Below are 21,726 nucleotides of genomic sequence, written 5' to 3'. Positions count from 1 at the left end.
ATGTATAATTATAAAGAGAAAAAGCAAATACGTTGATTTTATGCATATATCATGCATAATGACAAAGTCGGAAAGTGATGGCCGACCGAACGGCGAAGGTAAAGGCGAGCATAGGTGGTTGACAGAAGAAGTCCCTTCTGTCATAATTCATTGCAACAGCGGCGCAGGTTGCGCCCAATGAATAGCACCTTTAATTCAGTCCCGTGAGACTGGCAAGGTAACGTGAACGACGATTCACCAGGAATGTATCTGCCGAGAGCAGATTATTTTTGGCGCGCTTCGTCACATGGTTGTGTCGATTTCGACCCCTTGCCTGTACTCGGATCATCCGAATGGGCAAGGGGTCTTTTTGTATAAACAAAAAGAAACCGACGTTCACGGGGCCGAAGGGTGACACTAACCTTTTGCCTAAGGAGGCGCACACTCATGAACGAAACTCACGTCATTATGGATGAAGCCGCCATTCGCCGTGCACTGACCCGAATCGCTCACGAAATTTTGGAGAAAAACAAAGGAATCGAAGGGTGTGTACTGGTCGGTATCAAAACGCGAGGTGTACCGCTTGCTCAGCGGATTGCCAAACGCATTTTCGAAATCGAAGGAACACCGGTACCATGTGGAGAGATCGATATCAGCTCGTATCGTGACGATCGCAAGACGAACGGACAAGCTGTAGATTGCCAGAAGCTGTTCGGAGACGATCAAGTATCTATTGAAGATAAAAAAGTGATCCTGTTCGACGATGTACTCTACACCGGCCGGACGATCCGCGCCGCGATGGATGCGCTGATGGACTGCGGACGACCGCAGATGATCCAACTCGCTGTACTTGCCGACCGTGGGCACCGTGAACTTCCAATCCGTGCCGACTACGTGGGCAAGAACGTGCCAACCTCCAAAACGGAAGAGATCGAAGTTTTTCTGAGCGAGATTGATGAGAATGACGTTGTTCGCATCAGCAGCCGCCGGGAGGTGCTCGCATGATCGTCTACCATCCTTCACTTCAAGATCGCCAGCTGCTCGGTCTCAAGGACTTGAGCGCGGCCGAGATCGAGTCAATTCTCAAAAGAGCATCTTATTGGGAAGCTCATGAGGAGAAGCGCATCCCGGTGCTGGAACACCGCTTCATCGCCAATATGTTTTTTGAAAACAGCACCCGGACACGCTTCTCGTTCGAAATGGCTCAAAAGAGATTGGGCGCGCAGGTACTGAACTTTGCAGCCGCCGCCTCAAGCGTTGAGAAGGGCGAGTCGATCTACGACACGGTACGAACGCTGGAAAGTATGGGTATCGATGCAGGAGTAATCCGGTTGAAGCCGATCGGTGTACTGGACGAACTGGCTAAACACGTGAAGGTTCCGCTGATCAATGCCGGTGACGGTAACAATGAACATCCGACGCAGGCGCTGCTGGATCTGTATACGATGAAAAAGCAGTTCGGCGAGATTCGAGGATTGACCGTCTCCATTATCGGTGATATCAAGCACAGCCGTGTGGCCCGTTCCAATCTGTGGGCGCTGAAGAAACTGGGAGCGAATGTAAAGTTCTGCGCACCGGACAGTATGAAAGCGGCGGAGCTTGGAGAACACGCACCTTACGTAACGATAGACGAAGCAATCGAGGCGGACGCGGTCATGATGCTGCGGGTTCAGCTCGAACGTCATGCTGAAGGTATACTGAAGTCGGCCGATGAATACCGCGCACAGTATGGACTTACCGTACAGCGTGCCGCCAAGATGAAGCCTCATGCGATCATCATGCATCCGGCTCCGGTGAACCGGGATGTGGAGATCGACAGCGAACTGGTAGAAGCACCGAATTCACGGATTTTCCCGCAAATGCAGAACGGGGTACCGATCCGGATGGCGGTCGTCGAGCGGGCACTGCGATAAATTGCGGTAGCAAAGCGATCAAGCAATAAAGCGAATCGGGAAAAATGAACGGGAAATAGGGATAAGCGAGAACGGAACCGGGAGGGCTTTGAAGATGAAAAATTATTCGAACGTAGACGTGTGGATTCAAAATGCAAACGTGCTGAACGAGGATGGACAGATGCAGCGCAGCGACATCCTGATTCAAAACGGAAAAGTGCTGGCGATTTTAGCTTCGGGTTCCTACAAGGCGGCCGATCAGCGGCTGATCGAAAATGGGAGCGGAACAATGACCGTGTACGATGCGCAGGGCAAGCTCGTGACACCGGGTCTGATCGACATGCATGTGCATCTGCGCGAACCCGGTTTTGAACATAAAGAAACGATCGAAAGCGGCGCGCGTTCGGCAGCCCAGGGCGGATTCACGACTATCGCCTGCATGCCGAACACCAAGCCGGTAACGGACAATCCGGATACGGTCAAGTTGGTGCTGGACAAGGCGAAAGAAGCGAACCTGGTCAATGTGCTGCCTTATGCGGCGATTACCAAAAATGAGCTGGGCCGCGAGCTGACCGACTTCGAAGCCTTAAAAGCAGCAGGCGCAATCGGCTTTACGGATGACGGAGTGGGCGTGCAAAATGCGCAAATGATGAAGGACGCCATGACAAAAGCCGCCGAGCTCGGCATGCCAGTTATCGCCCACTGCGAAGACGATTCGTTGGTAAAAGGGTTGTACGTTTCGGAAGGAAACTTCGCGAAAAAGCACGGCATCAAAGGCATCCCGAACGAATCCGAAGCGATTCATGTCGGACGCGATGTACTGCTGGCTGAAGCGACAGGCGTACACTACCATGTCTGCCACGTCAGCACCGAGCAGTCGATCCGCCTGATCCGTCTCGCCAAATCGATCGGTGTGAAAGTAACCGCCGAAGTATGTCCGCACCATCTGGTCCTGTCGGACGAAGACATCCCGGGCATGGACTCCAATTGGAAAATGAACCCTCCACTGCGTACACCTCGCGATGTCGCGGCATGCATTGAAGCACTGGAGGACGGCACAATCGATATTATCGTGACCGACCACGCACCGCACAGTGAAGAAGAAAAAGCAAAAGGAATGCAGCTCGCTCCATTCGGCATTGTTGGCTTCGAGACCGCCTTCCCGCTGCTGTATACGGAATTCGTCAAGACAGGACGCTGGAATCTCGACTTCCTCGTTCGGCGCATGACCCAGGACCCGGCCCGCGTGTTCGGTCTGGCATCCGGCAAGTTGGAAGTTGGCGCAGCCGCCGACCTTACGGTAATCGATCTGGAACTTGAAAAAGCGGTCGATCCGAACGAATTCGCCAGCAAAGGACGCAATACTCCGTTCACAGGACGCCGGCTTTCCGGCTGGCCGGTTGTGACATTCGTCGCGGGCCGCGCCGTGTTCGGTGCTGAACATGCACAGCATGTAAACATCTGAGCTTCGTCAAATTATCACAAACTTGAATATACGAAGAACGCAAGTTCTTCCATATAGATAGAAATAAAGACAGCTGATCAAGATCAGTGAAAGTCCACTTACAATGAAAGTCCCACTTACAAGGAGGATTCTATACCATGCAGGCAAAACTTCTGCTCGAAGACGGTACCCTGTTTACCGGCCGCTCGTTCGGCGCTCAGGGAGATACAACCGGAGAGGTCGTATTCAATACAGGCATCACAGGCTACCAGGAGGTATTGTCCGATCCTTCTTATTGCAATCAAATCGTAACGATGACCTACCCGCTGATCGGGAACTACGGCATTACCCGCGACGACTTCGAATCGGTCCGTCCGTTCGTGAACGGCTTCGTTGTGCGGCGATACGAGCCGGTACCAAGCAACTGGCGTGCAGAATATACCCTTGACGAACTGCTCAAGGAACATGGCATTGTCGGCATCAGCGATATCGACACTCGGATGCTGACTCGAATTTTGCGCAATCACGGTACAATGCGAGGCATCCTGACGGCAGGAGACAAATCGGTCGAAGAATTGAAAGAGATGCTGAGCGGTTCCGCGTTTGCGAACGATCAGGTAAAACGCACCTCAACACAGCATGTTTACAACAGCCCCGGAAATGGCGAGCGCATCGTTCTGATCGATTACGGAGCGAAGAGCGGTATCGTGCGGGAGTTAAGTGCTCGCGGCTGCGACATCGTTGTAGTACCTCAAGATACAACGGCCGATCAGATCCGCCGGCTTAATCCGGACGGTATCCAACTCTCCAACGGCCCTGGAGATCCGAAAGATGTGCCGCAGGCAGTCGAGACGATCAAACAGCTTCTTGGCGAATACCCGATCTTCGGTATCTGCCTTGGACATCAACTGCTGGCTCTGGCTGGCGGAGCGGATACCGAGAAGCTGAAATTCGGGCATCGCGGTGGCAATCACCCGGTCAAAGAGCTCGATACGGGCCGCTGCTACATCACTTCGCAGAATCATGGTTATACGGTCAAAGCGGATTCGCTGGCCAATACCGATTTCGAAGTGACGCATATCAACAATAACGATAAGACAATCGAAGGACTGCGCCATAAAAAGTTCCCGGCCTTCTCCGTTCAGTATCACCCGGAAGCGGCGCCTGGACCATTCGACAACAGCTATCTGTTTGACCGTTTCATTGACACAATCCGCGAATATAAAAAGAGCAGTCCAAAGCAGCCGCGTCAAGCGGCAATGATGGCCGCCATGAGAGGAGCACGTTAATTATGCCGAAAAACGATAAACTCAAAAAAATTCTGGTGATCGGCTCAGGTCCGATCGTTATTGGCCAGGCGGCCGAGTTCGACTATGCCGGTACTCAAGCGTGTCAGGCACTGAAGGAAGAGGGCGTAGAAGTCGTCCTTATCAACAGCAACCCGGCGACAATCATGACCGATACGAACATGGCGGACAAAGTCTACATCGAACCGATTACACTCGATTTTGTGACTCAGATCATTCGTCATGAACGTCCGGACGGTCTGCTGCCAACTCTTGGCGGACAGACCGGCCTGAACATGGCGGTTGAGCTGGCGCGTGCCGGTGTACTTGAAAGTGAAAATGTGAAGCTGCTTGGTACGCAGTTGGAATCGATCGAAAAAGCGGAAGACCGCGATCTGTTCCGCGATCTGATGCGCGAGCTGGACCAGCCGGTACCGGACAGCGTTATCGTCACAACGCTGAATGAAGCTCTCGATTTTGCAAACGAAATCGGCTATCCGATCATTGTGCGTCCGGCCTACACGCTTGGCGGAACAGGTGGCGGCATCTGTATCAATGAGGAAGAACTGCGCGAGATCGTCGTATCTGGCCTGCGCTACAGCCCAATCGGGCAGTGCTTGGTTGAGCGCAGCATCGCCGGCATGAAGGAAGTCGAATACGAAGTCATGCGCGACGCGAACGACAACTGTATCGTTGTCTGCAATATGGAAAACTTCGATCCGGTCGGCGTACATACCGGCGACAGTATCGTAGTTGCGCCGAGCCAGACGCTGTCCGATCGCGAATATCAGATGCTGCGTTCCGCATCGCTGAAGATCATTCGTGCACTGAATATCGAAGGCGGCTGCAATGTGCAGTTCGCGCTCGACCCGCACAGCTTCCAATACTATGTGATCGAAGTCAATCCGCGGGTTAGCCGCTCGTCGGCGCTCGCATCCAAAGCAACCGGATATCCAATTGCCAAAATGGCGTCGAAGATTGCGCTCGGCTACACGCTGGACGAGCTGATGAATCCGGTAACCGGACAGACTTACGCGTGCTTCGAGCCGGCGCTTGACTATATTGTATCGAAAATCCCACGCTGGCCGTTCGATAAATTCACTCATGCCAACCGTAAGCTTGGTACGCAGATGAAAGCGACCGGCGAAGTTATGGCAATCGGCCGAACGTTTGAAGAGTCGATCCAGAAAGCGGTCCGTTCGCTGGAGATCGGCACGCATCGTCTGCTGATCAAAGGTGCGAATGCGCTGAGTGAAGACGAACTGAACAGCCGTCTGACGAAGCCTGACGACGAGCGGATGTTCCTGATTGCCGAAGCGTTCCGCCGCGGCTATACGCTGGAAACCATCCAAGACCTGACCAAGGTGGATTGGTGGTTCCTTGATAAGATCGAACGTATTGTCGTATTCGAAACGGTACTGGCCGAGACTGACGAGCTGTCGGACGAGCTGCTGACCGAAGCGAAGCGCATGGGCTTCACCGACCGCGCAATCGCAGAGCTGCGTGCACCGGGTCGTCAAGGAGGAAGACTGACGAAGGAAGCCGAAGTCCGCGCTTACCGCAAAGAAATCGGACTGGTTCCGGTCTACAAGATGGTTGATACATGTGCGGCCGAGTTTGAATCGGAGACGCCTTACTACTACTCCACTTATGAGCAGGAAAATGAAGTTACCCAGACGGATAAGCAGAAAATTATCGTGCTCGGTTCCGGACCGATCCGGATCGGTCAGGGTATCGAATTTGACTACTCTACGGTTCATGCGGTGTGGGCGATTCGCAAAGCCGGTTACGAAGCAATCATTATCAATAACAACCCGGAGACGGTCTCGACCGACTTCAACACATCCGATCGTCTTTACTTCGAGCCGCTGTTCTTCGAAGATGTAATGAATGTGATCGAACAGGAGAAGCCGGTCGGCGTTATCGTGCAGTTCGGCGGACAAACGGCGATCAATCTGGCAAAACCGCTGCAGGATGCAGGTGTAAACATCCTCGGCACGTCGCTTGACAGCATTGACGAAGCGGAAGACCGCAAGCGGTTTGAAGCGATGCTGTCCCGCTTGGATATCGCGCAGCCGAAAGGCAAGACGGTCACGTCGGTTGACCAGGCTGTTGAAACGGCACAGGGACTGGGCTATCCGGTACTTGTACGTCCATCGTATGTCCTCGGCGGCCGCGCGATGGAAATCGTATACTCCGATGAGGATCTGCTGAGCTATATGAAAGAAGCGGTAGATATCAATCCGGAGCATCCGGTTCTGATTGACCGCTACATGCTGGGCAAGGAAGTCGAGGTCGACGCGATCTGCGACGGCGAGACCGTACTCATTCCGGGGATTATGGAACATATCGAACGTGCAGGCGTTCACTCCGGCGACTCCATAGCCGTATATCCGCCGCAGCATCTGTCCAAGGAACTGCAGGAAAAAGTGGTAGACATTACGATCCGCATTGCCAAAGAACTGAAAACGATCGGGCTGCTGAACATTCAGTTCGTCATTTTCAAAGATGAAGTCTACGTCATCGAAGTAAATCCGCGTTCGTCGCGTACGGTTCCGTTCCTGAGCAAAGTCACGGACATCCCGATGGCAAACCTGGCTACTCAGGCGATCCTTGGTGTCAAACTGAAGGATCTGGATTACAAGGAAGGTCTGTGGCCGGAAAGCGACCAAGTCGCGGTCAAAGTTCCGGTATTCTCCTTTGCCAAGCTGCGCCGCGTCGAGCCTACGCTCGGTCCGGAAATGAAGTCGACAGGCGAAGTGATGGGCCGCGACAAGCATTACGCCAAGGCGCTGTACAAAGGTCTTATAGGAGCAGGCATGAAAATTCCTTCTACCGGGTCGATCATTGTAACGGTAGCCGACAAGGATAAAGAAGAAGCGGTGAAACTGATGGAAGGTTTCTACACGCTGGGCTACTCGCTGATGGCAACTGGCGGTACGGCCAAAGCGCTTGAAGACGCGGGCATTCCGGTTACGCGCGTGAACAAGCTGAGTGAAGGCGAACCGAACATTCTTGACAAGATCCGCAGCGGCGAAGCGAACTTCGTATTCAGTACGCTGACGAAAGGCAAGACGCCGGTACGCGACGGCTTCCGCATCCGCCGGGAAGCAGTTGAAAACGGTGTGGTCTGCATGACCTCTCTCGATACAGTTGCAGCGCTTCTGGACATGCTGGAGACGGTAAGTTTTACATCCCGAGCTATGCCTGTAGGTGCGCTCAACCGCTAAACGATTCGCCATAAAAGGCAGCAAACGTCCCGGTATAACGGTTATCCGTCATACCGGGACGACATTATGATCGGACGACAGGCGCCATGCAGATTTTGCAGGCGCCTCTCGTATGCGCTCGTCTGCTGTAAGTATACGCAGCATACGGCCGGAACATATGGCTGAATCGGCTGGAACAGACGGTTGGGAAGCCAAATACGAAACACGGAGGAAACGGATGACTTCGACACTGACTTCAGAAATGGCACAGCGGCTTATGATTGCGCTTGATTATCCCGATGCAGAATCGGCCCGGACTCTGATTCGCAAGCTTGAAGGTATTCCCTGCTATATGAAAGTGGGCATGCAGCTGTATTATCAAGCGGGGCCGCAGTTCGTACGCGAATTGAAATCGCTCGGCTATTCGGTCTTCCTCGACTTGAAAATGCACGACATCCCGAATACGGTCAAAGGCGGCGCAAACAGCATCGCTAAACTTGGTGTCGATATGTTCAATGTTCATGCCGCAGGCGGATCGAAAATGATGGCGGCGGCGGTGGAGGGCGTAGAAGAAGCGTTAGCTGCAGATTCTTCACTGAGCCGACCGCTTGTTATCGCTGTTACGCAGCTGACCAGCACAGATTCTGTCACGATGAATGAAGAAATCGGAATTCCAGGCAGTGTGGAAGATACGGTTATTCGCTATGCCAAGCTGGCTGCAGGAGCCGGGTTGGACGGTGTAGTAGCGAGTCCTCTCGAAGCGGAAGGTATCAAAAGGGCATGCGGATCGTCCTTCCGCACAGTTACGCCGGGAATCCGCCCAGCGGGCAGTGCAGCAAACGATCAGTCGCGCACCAAAACGCCGGGTGAAGCAATCTCCGGCGGCAGCGATTATATCGTTGTCGGCCGACCTATTACGGCAGCTGCCGATCCGAGAGAAGCCGCGCTGCAGATCCTGGAAGACATGAGTCGACAGCAGCAGTAGAGCAGGCATCGTGATGAGGGAATAAGAATCCGGAGGAGAGAATGATATGACAACTGAAATGACAACGGAAACGAAAATTGCGGCGGATCTGCTTCAGATCGGGGCAGTAGCTCTGAGTCCGGATGAGCCTTTTACCTGGACATCGGGCATCAAGTCGCCGATCTACTGCGACAATCGGTTGACTATGGCTTACCCAGAAGTACGCGAGCGTATTGCGGAAGGATTTGCCGAGCTGATCCGCAGCCAGTATCCTGACGCAGAAGTCATTGCCGGAACCGCTACGGCGGGCATTCCTCATGCCGCATGGGTAGCGCAGAAGTTGAATCTGCCAATGGCCTACATTCGCGACAAAGCCAAAGGACACGGCAAGCAGAATCAGATTGAAGGTCTGATCAAGCCGGGTCAGAAAGTCGTGGTAATCGAAGATTTGATCTCTACCGGTGGCAGTTCGCTCAAAGCGGCTCTGGCCGTGCGCGAAGTAGGAGCCGAGCCGCTGGCGGTACTTGCGATTTTCAGCTATCAATTGGATCGTGCAGTGCAGGCTTTTGCCGAAGAGAACGTGCCGCTAGTTACGCTGTCGAACTATACGGCACTGATGCAGACGGCTCTGCAGCTCGGCACCATTCAAGAAAGTCAGGTTGAACTGCTTCAATCTTGGCGCAAGGATCCGGCAGCTTTTGGCCGTTGAGTGACATTTCTTCACATCATTTATCGAAAAGAACCCGGTCATTAAGGTGACACGGGTTTTTTTATCTTTCTTTCCCGGTGTATGCCTAGACTCGGTTTCGGGAATGAGTTAAGCTGAATTTAGGAAAACATTAATAATAAGCGGTTGTTCGCTTATAAATATACGGAAAACATAGTTAAACAGCTGTTCCATCCGCAACTAATCGGCTGGAAGCTGCGTTTATCAGATGAGGCGTAACCAGATAACCCAGACAACGAGAGGGGCAGGGATCATGAAGAGGGGGATCGGCCTTTCCTGGAAAGGCGTAACGGCGGCTTTGGCAGCATTGTTACTGCTGCCGGGCTGTTTTTCGGGGAATGATCAGGAAGCAAAGGGTTCTCCTGTAAAGGAAGTATCAAGTGGGATGACTCCAGGCTCAGGAAATGAAGATACACTGCGGATCGGAATTTTGACCGGAGAAGCAGGGGACCGCTATTATCGCGAATCTTACACGGACATATATGAATATACTCATCCAGATTTACATATTGAGATTGTTCCTGCGATTGACACGACGCGCTATCGCTATCTTGATCCGGATTCGGAGCATTATCAATCCAAGGCTCCGCTGGAAGAATTGAAAAAGCTTATTGAAGGCGACAATCCGGTCGATGTGTTGATTCTCGATCCCGAAACACTGCGTTCGGCGATTGACAGCGGATGGACAGAAGAGCTGGCTCCCTACATGAAACGTACAGGCGAATCTACGGATGAATTTGCACCGGCTGTAGTCGAAGGATTGAAAGAGCTTGGAGGCGGCGAGCTGCATGGACTCGTGTCGGACTATACGTCGTCTGCACTCTACTATAACGTCGATTGGTTTGAAGAGAAGGGTGTTAAACCGCCGGAAGACGACATGTCTTGGGAGGAAGTCTTTGCGTTGGCAAGGGCGGCCAGCGGAGAAGATGAGCAGGGGGAGCATGTTTACGGCTTATCGTTCACGCATACGCTGGCAGAAGATCCTTTGTGGGCTATTCGTCCTTATACCGATCCGCTGGGGCTGTCCATTTTCGATTTGAAAAAGAAAGAGATGACGGTCAATACGCCCGAATGGTTGGAGGTCTGGACGAAGCTGGCCGATATGACACGTGAAAAAGCGCTGCCTTTGGCTTTACGTCCGGAGTCAACTACGGAAAGCTATGATCCTTTTGGAGGAGATTTGTTTCTCGGCGGAAAAACGGCAATGGTATTTGCAGATAGCAGCTATGCTGCCGATCTGCAAACAGCTTCACGCAATGCGGAGAGAATCGAAGGATTTGAGCCGTTCAAATGGAGAACAGTAACACTGCCCGTGCATCCCGGCAGGGAAGGAATAGGTGCTGGCGTTAAGCTCGGCGATACCTTCTCCATCGCTTCATCAAGTTCGCATAAAGAGGAAGCCTGGGAATTCATTCGTTTTGCAACAAGCGATCGTATACAGGCAATGGGTCTGCATGATGCGTACCGGATGCCCAGTCGGCTGAGCGCCATTGCTCGGGAAGCGGAGAAAAACGGATATCGGAGCGAAGCTTTTACTCAGCTGCGCCCGGCCGAGCCCATTGCGGAGCGCGAAGACCAGGCCGTGCAGAAAAATCCGCAGCTGTGGCAGATCGGCGAGACCGGCAGAACATTGTTCCAGCGCGTTTTACAGGGTGAACTGCCAGCGAAACAAGGATTGGAACAATGGGAAAATGACGGACGCCGCTGGTTGGGAGGACCGTTTACGGAGGATGGAACGCTGACATTTGGCGATCCGCCTCCGAGCGGATTACCTAGAGTTGTTTTCTTCGAAAAAACCAACAAAAATAACAGAGTAAGAACCCAGAAACAAACTTGATAAGAAAGTTCTTGACTTGCTTCACACAAAAGGGTATATTAATTATTGTCGCTGTTCGCAAACGACTTACAAGTGTCGCGGGGTGGAGCAGCTCGGTAGCTCGTCGGGCTCATAACCCGAAGGTCGCAGGTTCAAATCCTGCCCCCGCAATTGAAGAAATTATTGTCCCGGCGCGGCCTTATGGCTGCCCTCGGAACCAGGGCCCTTAGCTCAGTTGGTTAGAGCTCCCGGCTCATAACCGGTTGGTCACAGGTTCGAGTCCTGTAGGGCCCATTATGGCGAACACCCTTACTCTTTACGGAGTGAGGGTGTTTTTGCGTCTTCAGAGATAAATGTCTCGAGTTGTTTTCAGAAGTTAGAATAGAGGTTCGGACTTTTTGTTAATAATTCAGTGTATGGATTAATAGCATCTATCACCGCAGCATATGTATATCTTTAAAATTGAGGAATAAGAAAAAGCCTACCCAAATTGAAGCTTTGGAGCAGACTTGTTTATTGCGAATTGGAGCTTGCATGGATGCGTTTAATTGCCCAAATTGGAAGAATAGTGATTTGATCTTCATTATGAACTTCAAAGGAGAGTTTATTATCAAGTGATACGCAAATCCCTTTAAAGTATCCACCACAGACTGTATGGATTACGACATCTGAATTGCAACTGAGTGCCTCATCCAAGGTGATCAGCATTGAAACCAAATCCTTTCTAGTAGCCTTCTGAAGTATATAACTTAAAAAGGCGGGAAAGAACCATTGATGTCAACCTTGTAATCATTAAGCAACAACGGTGCTGACTAAAATTCAAATCATTCACCCTGCACCTTTCTTCATCACAGAAAAAAATCCTGCTCAGGAGAGGTCCTGCAGCAGGATTTTTCTATTCGCAGCCTACACCATCTCTGTCACGATCAAGATGTGTATCGTATCCTATTCAGTTATCGTTTGGATCGCCAGCGCTGAACATTAGCCCAATCTGCGGAGAACCCTGAATGTGATATTTGACTCCAGCCTGCACGGTAGTATTATCAATCGTGCTAAAATTCACACCGTCATCGAAGAGCCCTAGTTCGTTGCTGACCGTTTGAGCAAAATTTGATTCAGCATCTGGATTTGTTGTCATCATCAGTAAGCCCATTATGATTAAAAAATTACTGGACGATTCCTCAGTCTTACCTTGAGTCAAGAGCAAAACATCACGCACCGATCCATCAGCCTTGTTTACTGTTCCGGTCATCGCCAGATCTTCAGTGAACATATATTGGAATACATCCTGAACTTCCCCTTCTTTCACTTCCAGGTTATCAATGGTAATCGAGGCTCCAAGCTGATCGACACGATTATTAAACGCAGTTCTAAATTCTTCGGTCGTCATGCCTAATGTTCCAGGGATGTCTGTCACTTGAGGATCTGTTTCAGTCTTTGTTTTTGCTGCAGAAGGATTGATCTTAGCGAGGGCTTTATTCATTTGTTCTTCATTTGACTTCACAGCATCGCTGTCTGGAGCATCAACTCCGCGATAAACATATTTACTGTTCTGATAAAAATCGAATGCAAAGTCTCCAATAGGTTTATTAACATTTTGGTTTTCGATGACAGAAGCTTTAAAGATATTTGCAAGCGCATATTTTGGATCGCTTAGTCCAGTGAGATATTTCCCACTTTCAAATTCATCAATAATATACGTTTCAAATTCTTTGGACTCAGCAGCATCGGATTTATAATGCTTAGCCAGTGCTTCAGCAGCATCGGATTTTTCGGTCGGCGATCCATTTGAGCTTGCGATCTTGTCGATTTCTGATTTCCAATCTGCAGTTGAAGCCGGTTCAGTGGCAGGCTCAGCGGCTGGTTCTAATACAGCGGCTGGTTCTTTAACAGCTGGTTCTTTAACTTGTGTAGAAGCTTCGGTCTTGGCAACAGCCGGTGTAATTGGAGTTTCCGTTGTGGCAACGTTAGCGGTCGGAGTTTCACTTTGTGATGCAATCGTGGCAAACAACACGAATACGGCCCAGATTATGCCAACGGTTCGTCGTGCCACTCCCATTTTTTTGAATGTAAATAGGATCATGATGTACGGGATAAATAGCCAGCCCGCAATTTTAAGCCACTTCAATTGGTTACTCTCTCTCAATTCTGTGCCCCCTGAATTCAATATATTTACCAAAATTAGTTTAACAGAGAGCAATAAGCCTTTCCATATAATTAATTTAAACTGCTATTTTATTTTTTAGAATAGGTTGGGAATTAAAGAAAAAGGTTCTATTTAGTCTATTTAAAATACACTTATTTTCGTTTGATAGGGGAGAGGCAGTTTCGGTTACAGGTTCGAATCCTGTAGGGGCCATTATAGCGAAAACCCTCACTCTTCGCGGAGTCAGGTTTTTTTGTACATTTGGACAATTTGACGGGAAGGATTGCTCATTCTGACTGTTAAAAAATTTATAAAAACATCGATTTTCTCCGATATATAAGGTACATATCAATGATGTATCGATCTGATTGTTCAGGAGAAATTATGAGAAAAAAATCAAAGAAAGTCAGACAAGGCATCAAGCTTTCTACAGTGATCGGTCTGCTGTGCATATTCATTTTGTTGTCTGCCACAACAATTGGAGTCGTGGTCGGCTACAACAATGACAAGAAAGCCTTGGAATGGCAGACTCTTAGGCTCAACGAGTATCATGCGGATGAATTGGCCTATATTGCCGACACCACTATTTTTTCTATGCAAAAATCGCTCAGTGAAGCGGCTTTTTATTTGGCTGATCGCGATATGACATCGGAGACCATTCAAAAGAGTTTAATCTTTTTCAAAAATTCAAACAGCTTTTTTAATTCTGTAGTGATCATTGATAAAAATGCCCTTTTAACTTACAATGCTCCAGTTAATTTAGGCTTGACAGGGAAAACGATTCATACCCCTCAACTTTTAAAAGCGCTTTCTATTCAGAAACCTTATATCATGTCGCCTTATGTCGGTCCGTCAGGACGCTATTTGTCGACCGTAACCCATCCTTTATATTCGCTAGACGGCCAATACGAGGGGATTATTGCGGGTTCTATTTATCTAAAAGAAGAAAATCGGCTTAGAGCCATTCTCGGAACACAAAATCAAAAGATGGATGGCTCTTATTTTTACGTTGTAGACGATCAAGGTCATTATCTGTATCATCCTAATGAAAAATTGATCGGAAAAAGTATAGCGGCCGCAGATCCGGCTCTACTGGGTCTGATGAAAGAAAAAAGCGGATCTCGAAAAGTGATCGAACGTGATGGAAAGCCGTTTTTGGCAGGTCATGCTTCGATCTCACAAACAGGATGGCATGTGATTTTTCAGACGCCTTCGGAAAATATAACGGCATTTGCTGTTCAATCCACTTTCAACACTTCCAAGTACTTGATTCCTTCTGTGCTGCTGTCTTTGGTTTTGGTGTTTTTGACCGCGAACTGGTTATCGAAGCCTCTGTACATTTTGGCCCGATATACCGAAAATCTGGCTAATCGAAAAGAGCAGAATGTTCCGCTGAATGTAGGAAGCTGGAATTACGAGAGTGTGATGCTGCAAAAAGCGATTCTTCTGGCGGAAGAAAAAAACCGGCAAACGGAAGAAGAACTGATGAGAGAAGTGAATCACGATTCGCTGACAGGCCTGCTGAACCGTCGTACGCTCGAAAATTTGACGGAAGACTGGATGAGGCAGCACAAAAAGTTTTCGGTCGTATTTCTCGATATTGATCATTTCAAATCGATTAACGACGAATACGGGCATCAACAAGGAGATGAGGTGTTGAAAAAACTCGGTGCGATTTTGAGCGAAGAGGTTGGAGCGCATGACTACTGCTTCCGTTACGGAGGTGAAGAATTTGTTCTCCTTTTGGCCAATGCCGAAAAAGACGAAGCTTTCTTTATCGCAGAACGGATTCGCAAAAAAGTAAAAGCCTGCAGGATGCCGGTTCCAAAACAAGTTACCATCTCTCTCGGAATTACGCTATACGCGTCTGAGGCTACTCCTCAAGAGCTCTTTCATAAAGCCGACATGGCTCTGTACCGGGCCAAAGAAACAGGCAGAAACCGTATCGTCATTTCTTCTTTGACTTAATATCCCGTCCCCTGCTATTGAAATACAAAAGAACCGCAGCGAAGCTTAAAAGCTTTCGAGCGGTTCTTTTATTTGCCCTTATCCAATTACAAGCAGCTGAATACGATGTTTCGCAGTTTCCGCGTGATCGGCAGCGTTCCAGCATCCCGCCTTTGTACCATAAACAAGAAGGTCAGTCTGTCCACCGGGCTGTTCGTAAAATAAGCTCCCAACCAGCCGTCCCAGCCGTATTCGCCGACACTGCCGATCAAGCCGGCTTTGCCGGGATCTGTCAGGATTCGCATTTGGCTGCCGTAACTGTGTCCTGCCAGAGTATGCCAGCCGTCGAGACCTTTCTGCTGCCAATCTGTCAAACCTGGCGAGACCAGCTTTTGAACCGTTTTCGGATTCAGCAGTCGAGTATTGTCCAGAGATCCTTCGTTCATCAGCATGGTTGTAAACTTGGCAGCATCGACGATTGTGGAAGCCAGCCCGGCACCGCCGGATTCGAAGGCAGGCTCGCGGTCCATCCGGTGCATGACTCCCAGATGACTGTCCGTATACGGCTGAAGGTCGCCTTTACTGTCGCTTTGGTACACTTTGACAAGGCGTTCCTGCTGTTCTTCCGTCAGCCAGAAGCCGGTATCCCGCATACCGAGCGGCTCAAATATTTCTTTCCACAAAAACTCCCCGTAGCGCATGCCGCTGACTGTCTCTATAATTGCACCCAGCACATCTGCAGAGGTGCCGTAGTTCCAATTTGAGCCAGGTTCGAAGGTCAGAGGCCCTTCACCAAGCCGATTGGCAAATTCGAGCGTACTCATTGGCGTATCACTATGTAGGCGGTCATTCAATTCTCGAAATAGGGCATCTGTGTGTCGTCCCGCCATGTCTTCTCCTCCATAGACAAGCCCGGAAGTCATATTCATGAGGTCATGAATATTGGCTTCTCGGCCGGGCGGAATCAATTGGCCATTTTTCTCGAGCAGCTGGCTGCGGAAACCTGGAATATATTGACTTACCGGATCAAATAGATCGATTTTTCCGCGTTCGAGCAGCATCATGACAGCGGTGGCCGTGATCGGCTTGGTCATCGAATATAACCGGAAAATCGAATCTTGGGCAATTGGAAGTCCCGCTTCAATATCGGCATAACCGTCTTCATGATAAAAAATTTCTTCGCCGTCCTTGATAATCATCATGTTTGCACCGGCAATTTCTTTGTTATCGATGCTTGTTCTTAACGTCTTTTGCAATTTGTCGGTTATGTAAGCATTCAACATCATTCAACGTCTCCTTTTTTGTAAATCATTCCCCAGGAAATAGTAAGCTTATTCTGTCTGATTGTATAGGGGTAAACGTTATCATTTTAACTTTCTGCCATACATCCTTTCCGATACTGACTCGGCGTTTTGCCCATAAACTTTTTGAACTGCCGCATGAAGTGTGTCTCGTTCTCGTAACCGCACATGCGGGATACGGCACTGATCGGCTGGGAGCCATTTTCAAGCAAATACTTGGCAAATTCAAGCCGGCTGCGAATCATGTCCAGCGAGACGGCACAGCCGAAAAGTTCTTTGTACAGATGCTGGAAATGGGAGCGGCTCAGATTCACTTCTGCTGCCAGCTCGTTGATCGTATACCGCTGCTGCGGCGTACCGTAAATCCGGCTGCGAATCTCCGACAGTTGGGAAAAATACCGGGCCATATGCTCCGAATGGGGGCGCAGTTGACGCAGATTGACCAACTTCATCAGGAAGCCCGTCAGATCAGAATCAATGATTCGCTCTTGAAAAGGCCCGCCGAGCCAACTGCTGCGCTGCAGTTCCATAACCAACCGGGACAGCGAGGCAGAATGGACAGCGGGAATGGGTTCATCGAGCGGAAGCTCCAATTCTTCGAGAAAAGCTTGGGCTTCGTCGCCCCCAAAATGCAGCCAGTCATTGATAAACGGTGTTTCCAGATTGCGATAGCGATAAGGCGTTTCCGGACGGAAGATCATCCAGGTGTCCGCATCCACCTCCAAGGTTTTACCGGCCGTAACAACCTGTGATTTGCTTTTGAACAAGACAAAAACATAGCAGCCCGAGCCGTCAGGTCGGTCGATCAGAATTCCTTCGGGATGCGTCGTATTGAATCCGCATTTGATCAATTTTAGCATGAGCTTCTCCTCACGTTCGCACAATAGATCAGTTTTTGCTTATTATAGATTATCGCTTTTACCGACCGCAAGATTTTATAGTAAAAGAAGAGCCGGGGTTAATCTTCAACATTCGTCACGCGCATTTAGCCGCCGTTTTGCGTTTTTTGCTTTGGTTCTGCAGCAGCAAAACCTAGAAAGACGGCCGCTTATCGAATTACGAATAAAAGTGAAGGTTGCCGCAGGACATCCTATTTTTCGAAGGAGTGAAGGAATATGACAAATGTAACGCAGCAGATGAGCGGACAGATCGGCGGCGGGGATCAAGAATGGTTGGAAACGGTCTGGGGCAAGTTGAAAAGCAAAATGTCGGCGGAATGCGAGCGTATCGGAGGAAACATTCCGTATATTCCGGTAAACGGAAAGTATGAGGATCTAGGTAAAAAAGACATCTATTGGTGGACGAACGGTTTTTGGGCCGGAATGCTGTGGCAGATGCACCATGCAACCGGGGGAAATGCTTACAGAGCCGCCGCGGAGAAAGTAGAGGAGCGGCTGGATGCCGCTTTGCATGGTTTTGAAGGACTGCATCATGATGTAGGCTTTATGTGGCTGCACAGCGCTGTTGCCAATTATCGTCTGACCGGCAGCAAGCCTTCCCGAACGAGAGGTCTGCATGCTGCAAATATTTTGGCTGGGCGCTACAATCCTGCAGGACGATTTCTGAGAGCTTGGAATGACGGTCCGAACAACAATGTGGCTGGTTGGATGATTATTGACTGTCTGATGAATATTCCGCTGCTGTATTGGGCAAGCCAGGAGACAAACGATCCGAGATTCAGGGACATTGCGATCAGCCATGCGGATACTGCTCTGAGAACCGCGCTCCGAGCAGACGGTTCTTCCAACCATATCGTCATTTTCGATCCGAGCGAAGGTACGGTTCTTGAAACGCCCGGTGGACAAGGATTTGAAAGCGGTTCCTCCTGGAGTCGGGGACAAGCATGGGCCTTGTACGGGATGGCACTGAGCCACAAACATACGGGAAAAGAAGAGTATCTGAATGCCGCCAAGCGTACCGCCCATTATTTTATCGCGAACGTTGCCGTAACAGGTTGGGTGCCTCTAACCGACTTCCGGGCTCCGGCGGAGCCGGTATCTTACGACACGACGGCGGCGCTCTGCGCAGCCTGCGGCCTGCTTCAGATTGCGGAAATGTCGGCCGAACACGAACGCAGCATGTATACCGAAGCTGCGCTGAAGATCGTAAGGGCAGTAGAGGAGAAATACGGAAACTGGAATCCGGATGAAGATGGAATAATTGGAGGCGGAACAGTTGCTTATCATGACGGAGAACAGGCTGTTCCCATCATTTACGGCGATTACTTCTTCATTGAGGCTGTGCTTCGTCTGAGAAGTCAGGAGGTAGATTTGTGGTGAGCGGACTTGAACAGCGCAAGTACTGGCTAGATACGATGCTTCAGATCGGAGAACCGGTATTAAGTGCCCTTGAAGCACGAAAGCTTAATGAACGGCTGCCGATTGAGTTCCACCCCGACCGCGCCGAATACGCCTGCTTGGAAGCGTTCGGACGGCTTGTCTGCGGAATGGCTCCCTGGCTGGAACTGGAGGGGCTGCAGGGCGAAGAAGAAGAGCTGCGGGCCCGTTATGAACGGCTGGTGTTGGAAGGGATCGATGCGGCTGTCGATCCGGAATCGCCGGACTACATGAATTTCTCGGGAGAAGGGCAGCCCCTGGTTGACGCTGCCTTTCTGGCGCATGCTCTGATCCGGGCGCCGCGTGCAATCGCAGCTCAGCTTCCGGATCGGGTTCGGGAACGACTGATAGCGGAGTTTCGGCGTACCCGGCGTACCGTACCGTTCAAAAACAACTGGCTGCTCTTTAGCGCTATGGTGGAGGCGGCGCTGGATCTGTTGGGCGACAAAGACTATGATCGGATGCGAATCGATATGGCGCTGCATTTTCATATGGAGTGGTACAAAGGCGACGGGATGTACGGAGACGGTAAAGACTTTCACTGGGATTATTACAACAGCTTCGTCATTCAGCCGATGCTGGTGGACTTGATTGTCAGGTTTCGGCAGGCCTCGCCCGTCTACGGAGAGATGGAGAAGATTATTTTGGCGAGAGCTAAACGATATGCTTCGGTGCAGGAGCATATGATCGCCCCCGACGGCATATATCCGTATATCGGCCGGTCGATCACATACCGCTTCGGAGCTTTTCAACATTTGGCCCAAGCCAGCCTGCAGCATTTTTTGGAAGAAAAGATTGCCCCGGCTCAAGTACGATGTGCACTGACTGCGGTTATTCGTCGTATTATGGAGGCTCCCGGTACGCTTGATGAGCAGGGATGGTTGGCGCCTGGATTATATGGATATCAACCGAATTTGGCGGAAGGGTATATCAGTGTCGGAAGTTTGTATCTGTGTTCGACTGTGTTTCTTCCCTTGGGACTGCCGCCGGAAGATTCATTCTGGACAGATGACGACGCCAGATGGACATCTATGAAGATTGCAGCGGGAGAAAACGTAGGAATGGACTTTGCCCTGCAAGGATTTTAAAGTTAGTCCGGCTTAGGCTCCTACAAACTTCAACAGAATCCGGAACAGAGCGGAAATCAAGCGTGGGATGTACATCAGAGATTCCAGCATAAATTGTGCGCCTATCGCGGCTCCTTCAGAATGATCTGCGCTGCCGCCCGAATTCTGTTTCTTTTTTCCAAACATTGTAGTCGCCTCTGTTTTTTAGATTTGTTCTTTCTATATAAACGTGCGATAAACTGGAAAGTTTCCTGAAAAGAGAGACTCATAGATTTAATTTTAACCAAGCAACCAAGTGAGCAATTCTAACATACAACCCATTTATTTACCCGTTTTAAGTCTTAAGAAACGCTTCTTCCCCTGAAAAAATTTGCTTTTTGTACCATGGGAGTGGTAAAGTAGAACTATTGACAAAGGGGTGCAATTTGATGGTCGTGCGTATTTATTAGTTCGAGCTGTCCGTTTGTGGGTCCTTATGAAGGAGACTCATATGGAAATTGAAGAACAGAACGTGGTAACAATGCATGCAGATCTGCAGCGCATTTTTACGAACGGTTACTTTGTCGTAATTCGCATTTATCATTCGGACGAGCTGTTTGTAGGACAGATCACTGAACTCGACTTGGACGGCGGAAAGCTGACAATTGGCAAATGGGGAGAATTAAAAGAGCTTGCAATCGATGATATTTTAAGCACGGAAGTTCCGGGCCACGAATAGAAGAAGACAACCTTAGTGATTGTATAGAGCAGCGCCGGTACCTTATTGAAAGATTTGGTTCCTTTGGCGCTTCGAGCTTCGTCTTTGGACGAAGCTTTTTATTTTGCGAAAAATCGATTCAACAGATTGTGCATATAAAAAAGACTCCGCCGAAGCGGAGTCTTTTCGTTAATCGGATTTAGAATTTTGCAGCCAGTTCAGCGGCCTGCTTCACGCCTTCTTCGATGATCGAAGCTGCGCGATCTGGGAATTGGTTGTGTCCTTCGACAACAACGACTTCCGGATTTTGAATGCCCCAGAATGCCAGGGTATTTTTCACGTAGTTCAGAGACATTTCCATGCCGCTCATTGGCTCGATGGAGTATACACCGCCGCGTGCTTGCAGCAGAGCAACTTTTTTGTCGGTTACAAGGCCTACAGGACCTTCAGCTGTGTATTTGAATGTTTTGCCGGCTTGGTTCAGGTAGAACAGGTAAGTCAGCAGTTGAGCCGGAATCGTGAAGTTCCACAGTGGGAAAGCAAATACGACTTTGTCAGCACCCAGGAACTGATCCAGATAGGTGTTGGCCAGACCAGCCAGACGCTGTTCTTCCGGAGTTGCTTCGATTCCTTGACCTGCTTTGAACAGACCCGTCATCATATCGTTGTCGTAGTAGGGAAGATCCGCTTCGAACAGGTTCAATTCGGTTACAAGATCATCCGGGTGAGCAGCCTTATAGCTTTCTACGAAGCTGTTGTACAATTTAACCGTGGCCGACTGATCGGCAGGACGGTTGTTGGCTTTGATAAACAGAACATGAGACATAAATAGGTTCCTCCTGGCAATATCTTTTATTATTTAACTTTCTTAATTATAGTATATAAAATAAAATCAAGAGTCAAGCTTTTCAATAA

The 21,726-nt window shown here is 49.8% G+C and carries 18 protein-coding genes and 2 tRNA genes; 14 read left to right on the top strand and 6 right to left on the bottom strand.

The annotated features are described in order from the left end of the window. The first annotated feature begins 426 nt into the window (after window positions 1-426). From pyrR to F456_RS0103665, 10 genes are all read left to right on the top strand, one after another. The gene (gene pyrR, locus F456_RS0103710) at window positions 427-984 is read left to right on the top strand and encodes a bifunctional pyr operon transcriptional regulator/uracil phosphoribosyltransferase PyrR (protein WP_018975658.1); all 558 of its coding nucleotides are present in this window, start codon (window positions 427-429) and stop codon (window positions 982-984) included. After that, window positions 981-1,892, top strand: coding sequence for an aspartate carbamoyltransferase catalytic subunit (locus F456_RS0103705; protein ID WP_018975657.1), 912 nt, complete (start codon window positions 981-983; stop codon window positions 1,890-1,892). Before pyrR ends, F456_RS0103705 begins: the two co-directional genes overlap by 4 nt. A 94-nt stretch (window positions 1,893-1,986) precedes the next feature. After that, window positions 1,987-3,336 (top strand): dihydroorotase, encoded by a 1,350-nt coding sequence (locus F456_RS0103700; RefSeq protein ID WP_018975656.1) that lies wholly within the window; start codon window positions 1,987-1,989, stop codon window positions 3,334-3,336. Between the two features lie 137 nt (window positions 3,337-3,473). Continuing rightward, window positions 3,474-4,604, top strand: a complete 1,131-nt coding sequence (carA, locus tag F456_RS0103695) for a glutamine-hydrolyzing carbamoyl-phosphate synthase small subunit (protein ID WP_018975655.1) — start codon at window positions 3,474-3,476, stop codon at window positions 4,602-4,604. 2 nt (window positions 4,605-4,606) lie between these two features. Further along, the gene (gene carB / locus F456_RS0103690; RefSeq protein WP_018975654.1) at window positions 4,607-7,831 is read left to right on the top strand and encodes a carbamoyl-phosphate synthase large subunit; all 3,225 of its coding nucleotides are present in this window, start codon (window positions 4,607-4,609) and stop codon (window positions 7,829-7,831) included. 217 nt (window positions 7,832-8,048) lie between these two features. Continuing rightward, window positions 8,049-8,795, top strand: coding sequence for an orotidine-5'-phosphate decarboxylase (gene pyrF / locus F456_RS0103685; protein WP_018975653.1), 747 nt, complete (start codon window positions 8,049-8,051; stop codon window positions 8,793-8,795). Between the two features lie 46 nt (window positions 8,796-8,841). After that, entirely contained in the window at window positions 8,842-9,483 is a 642-nt protein-coding gene (gene pyrE, locus F456_RS0103680) for an orotate phosphoribosyltransferase (RefSeq protein WP_018975652.1), read from the top strand. Window positions 9,484-9,754: 271 nt separating this feature from the next. Next, window positions 9,755-11,338, top strand: a complete 1,584-nt coding sequence (locus F456_RS0103675; protein ID WP_018975651.1) for an extracellular solute-binding protein — start codon at window positions 9,755-9,757, stop codon at window positions 11,336-11,338. A gap of 76 nt (window positions 11,339-11,414) precedes the next feature. After that, a tRNA-Met gene (locus tag F456_RS0103670) sits at window positions 11,415-11,488 on the top strand. 49 nt (window positions 11,489-11,537) lie between these two features. Next, a tRNA-Ile gene (locus tag F456_RS0103665) sits at window positions 11,538-11,611 on the top strand. A gap of 601 nt (window positions 11,612-12,212) precedes the next feature. Here F456_RS0103665 and F456_RS25110 read toward each other — a convergent pair. Both F456_RS25110 and F456_RS23425 read right to left on the bottom strand, forming a co-directional pair. Further along, window positions 12,213-12,266 (bottom strand): excalibur calcium-binding domain-containing protein, encoded by a 54-nt coding sequence (locus F456_RS25110; RefSeq protein WP_083923489.1) that lies wholly within the window; start codon window positions 12,264-12,266, stop codon window positions 12,213-12,215. After that, complete coding sequence (locus F456_RS23425; RefSeq protein WP_018975650.1) at window positions 12,267-13,463, bottom strand: hypothetical protein; 1,197 nt, start codon at window positions 13,461-13,463, stop codon at window positions 12,267-12,269. Between the two features lie 384 nt (window positions 13,464-13,847). Between F456_RS23425 and F456_RS0103655 the strand changes: the two genes are divergently transcribed. Continuing rightward, complete coding sequence (locus tag F456_RS0103655) at window positions 13,848-15,431, top strand: sensor domain-containing diguanylate cyclase (protein WP_018975649.1); 1,584 nt, start codon at window positions 13,848-13,850, stop codon at window positions 15,429-15,431. An 86-nt stretch (window positions 15,432-15,517) separates the two neighbouring features. On the opposite strand, the gene F456_RS0103650 is transcribed toward F456_RS0103655, so the two are convergent. Both F456_RS0103650 and F456_RS0103645 read right to left on the bottom strand, forming a co-directional pair. Beyond that, window positions 15,518-16,696 (bottom strand): serine hydrolase domain-containing protein, encoded by a 1,179-nt coding sequence (locus tag F456_RS0103650; RefSeq protein ID WP_018975648.1) that lies wholly within the window; start codon window positions 16,694-16,696, stop codon window positions 15,518-15,520. Between the two features lie 83 nt (window positions 16,697-16,779). Beyond that, window positions 16,780-17,571 (bottom strand): helix-turn-helix domain-containing protein, encoded by a 792-nt coding sequence (locus F456_RS0103645; RefSeq protein WP_018975647.1) that lies wholly within the window; start codon window positions 17,569-17,571, stop codon window positions 16,780-16,782. Between the two features lie 255 nt (window positions 17,572-17,826). On the opposite strand from F456_RS0103645, the gene F456_RS0103640 reads away from it, so the two are divergent. Beyond that, window positions 17,827-18,990 (top strand): glycoside hydrolase family 88 protein, encoded by a 1,164-nt coding sequence (locus F456_RS0103640; RefSeq protein WP_018975646.1) that lies wholly within the window; start codon window positions 17,827-17,829, stop codon window positions 18,988-18,990. Further along, the gene (locus tag F456_RS0103635; RefSeq protein ID WP_018975645.1) at window positions 18,984-20,135 is read left to right on the top strand and encodes a DUF2264 domain-containing protein; all 1,152 of its coding nucleotides are present in this window, start codon (window positions 18,984-18,986) and stop codon (window positions 20,133-20,135) included. Before F456_RS0103640 ends, F456_RS0103635 begins: the two co-directional genes overlap by 7 nt. Window positions 20,136-20,147: 12 nt before the next feature. On the opposite strand, the gene F456_RS24210 is transcribed toward F456_RS0103635, so the two are convergent. Continuing rightward, window positions 20,148-20,300, bottom strand: a complete 153-nt coding sequence (locus F456_RS24210) for a hypothetical protein (RefSeq protein WP_018975644.1) — start codon at window positions 20,298-20,300, stop codon at window positions 20,148-20,150. A 304-nt stretch (window positions 20,301-20,604) separates the two neighbouring features. Here F456_RS24210 and F456_RS0103625 point away from each other — a divergent pair, with 304 nt between their 5' ends. Then, window positions 20,605-20,832: a hypothetical protein gene (locus F456_RS0103625; RefSeq protein WP_018975643.1), complete on the top strand. Its 228-nt coding sequence runs from the start codon at window positions 20,605-20,607 to the stop codon at window positions 20,830-20,832. Window positions 20,833-21,010: 178 nt separating this feature from the next. Here F456_RS0103625 and F456_RS0103620 read toward each other — a convergent pair whose 3' ends face one another. Beyond that, on the bottom strand, window positions 21,011-21,637 hold the full coding sequence (locus F456_RS0103620) for an FMN-dependent NADH-azoreductase (protein WP_018975642.1): 627 nt from the start codon (window positions 21,635-21,637) through the stop codon (window positions 21,011-21,013). Between the last annotated feature and the right edge of the window lie 89 nt (window positions 21,638-21,726).

It is taken from the genome of Saccharibacillus kuerlensis DSM 22868 (assembly GCF_000378145.1).
Lineage (GTDB): Bacteria > Bacillota > Bacilli > Paenibacillales > Paenibacillaceae > Saccharibacillus > Saccharibacillus kuerlensis.
Note: the sequence above shows the minus strand (reverse complement) of the source record. Positions and strands in the feature narration are given on the sequence as shown.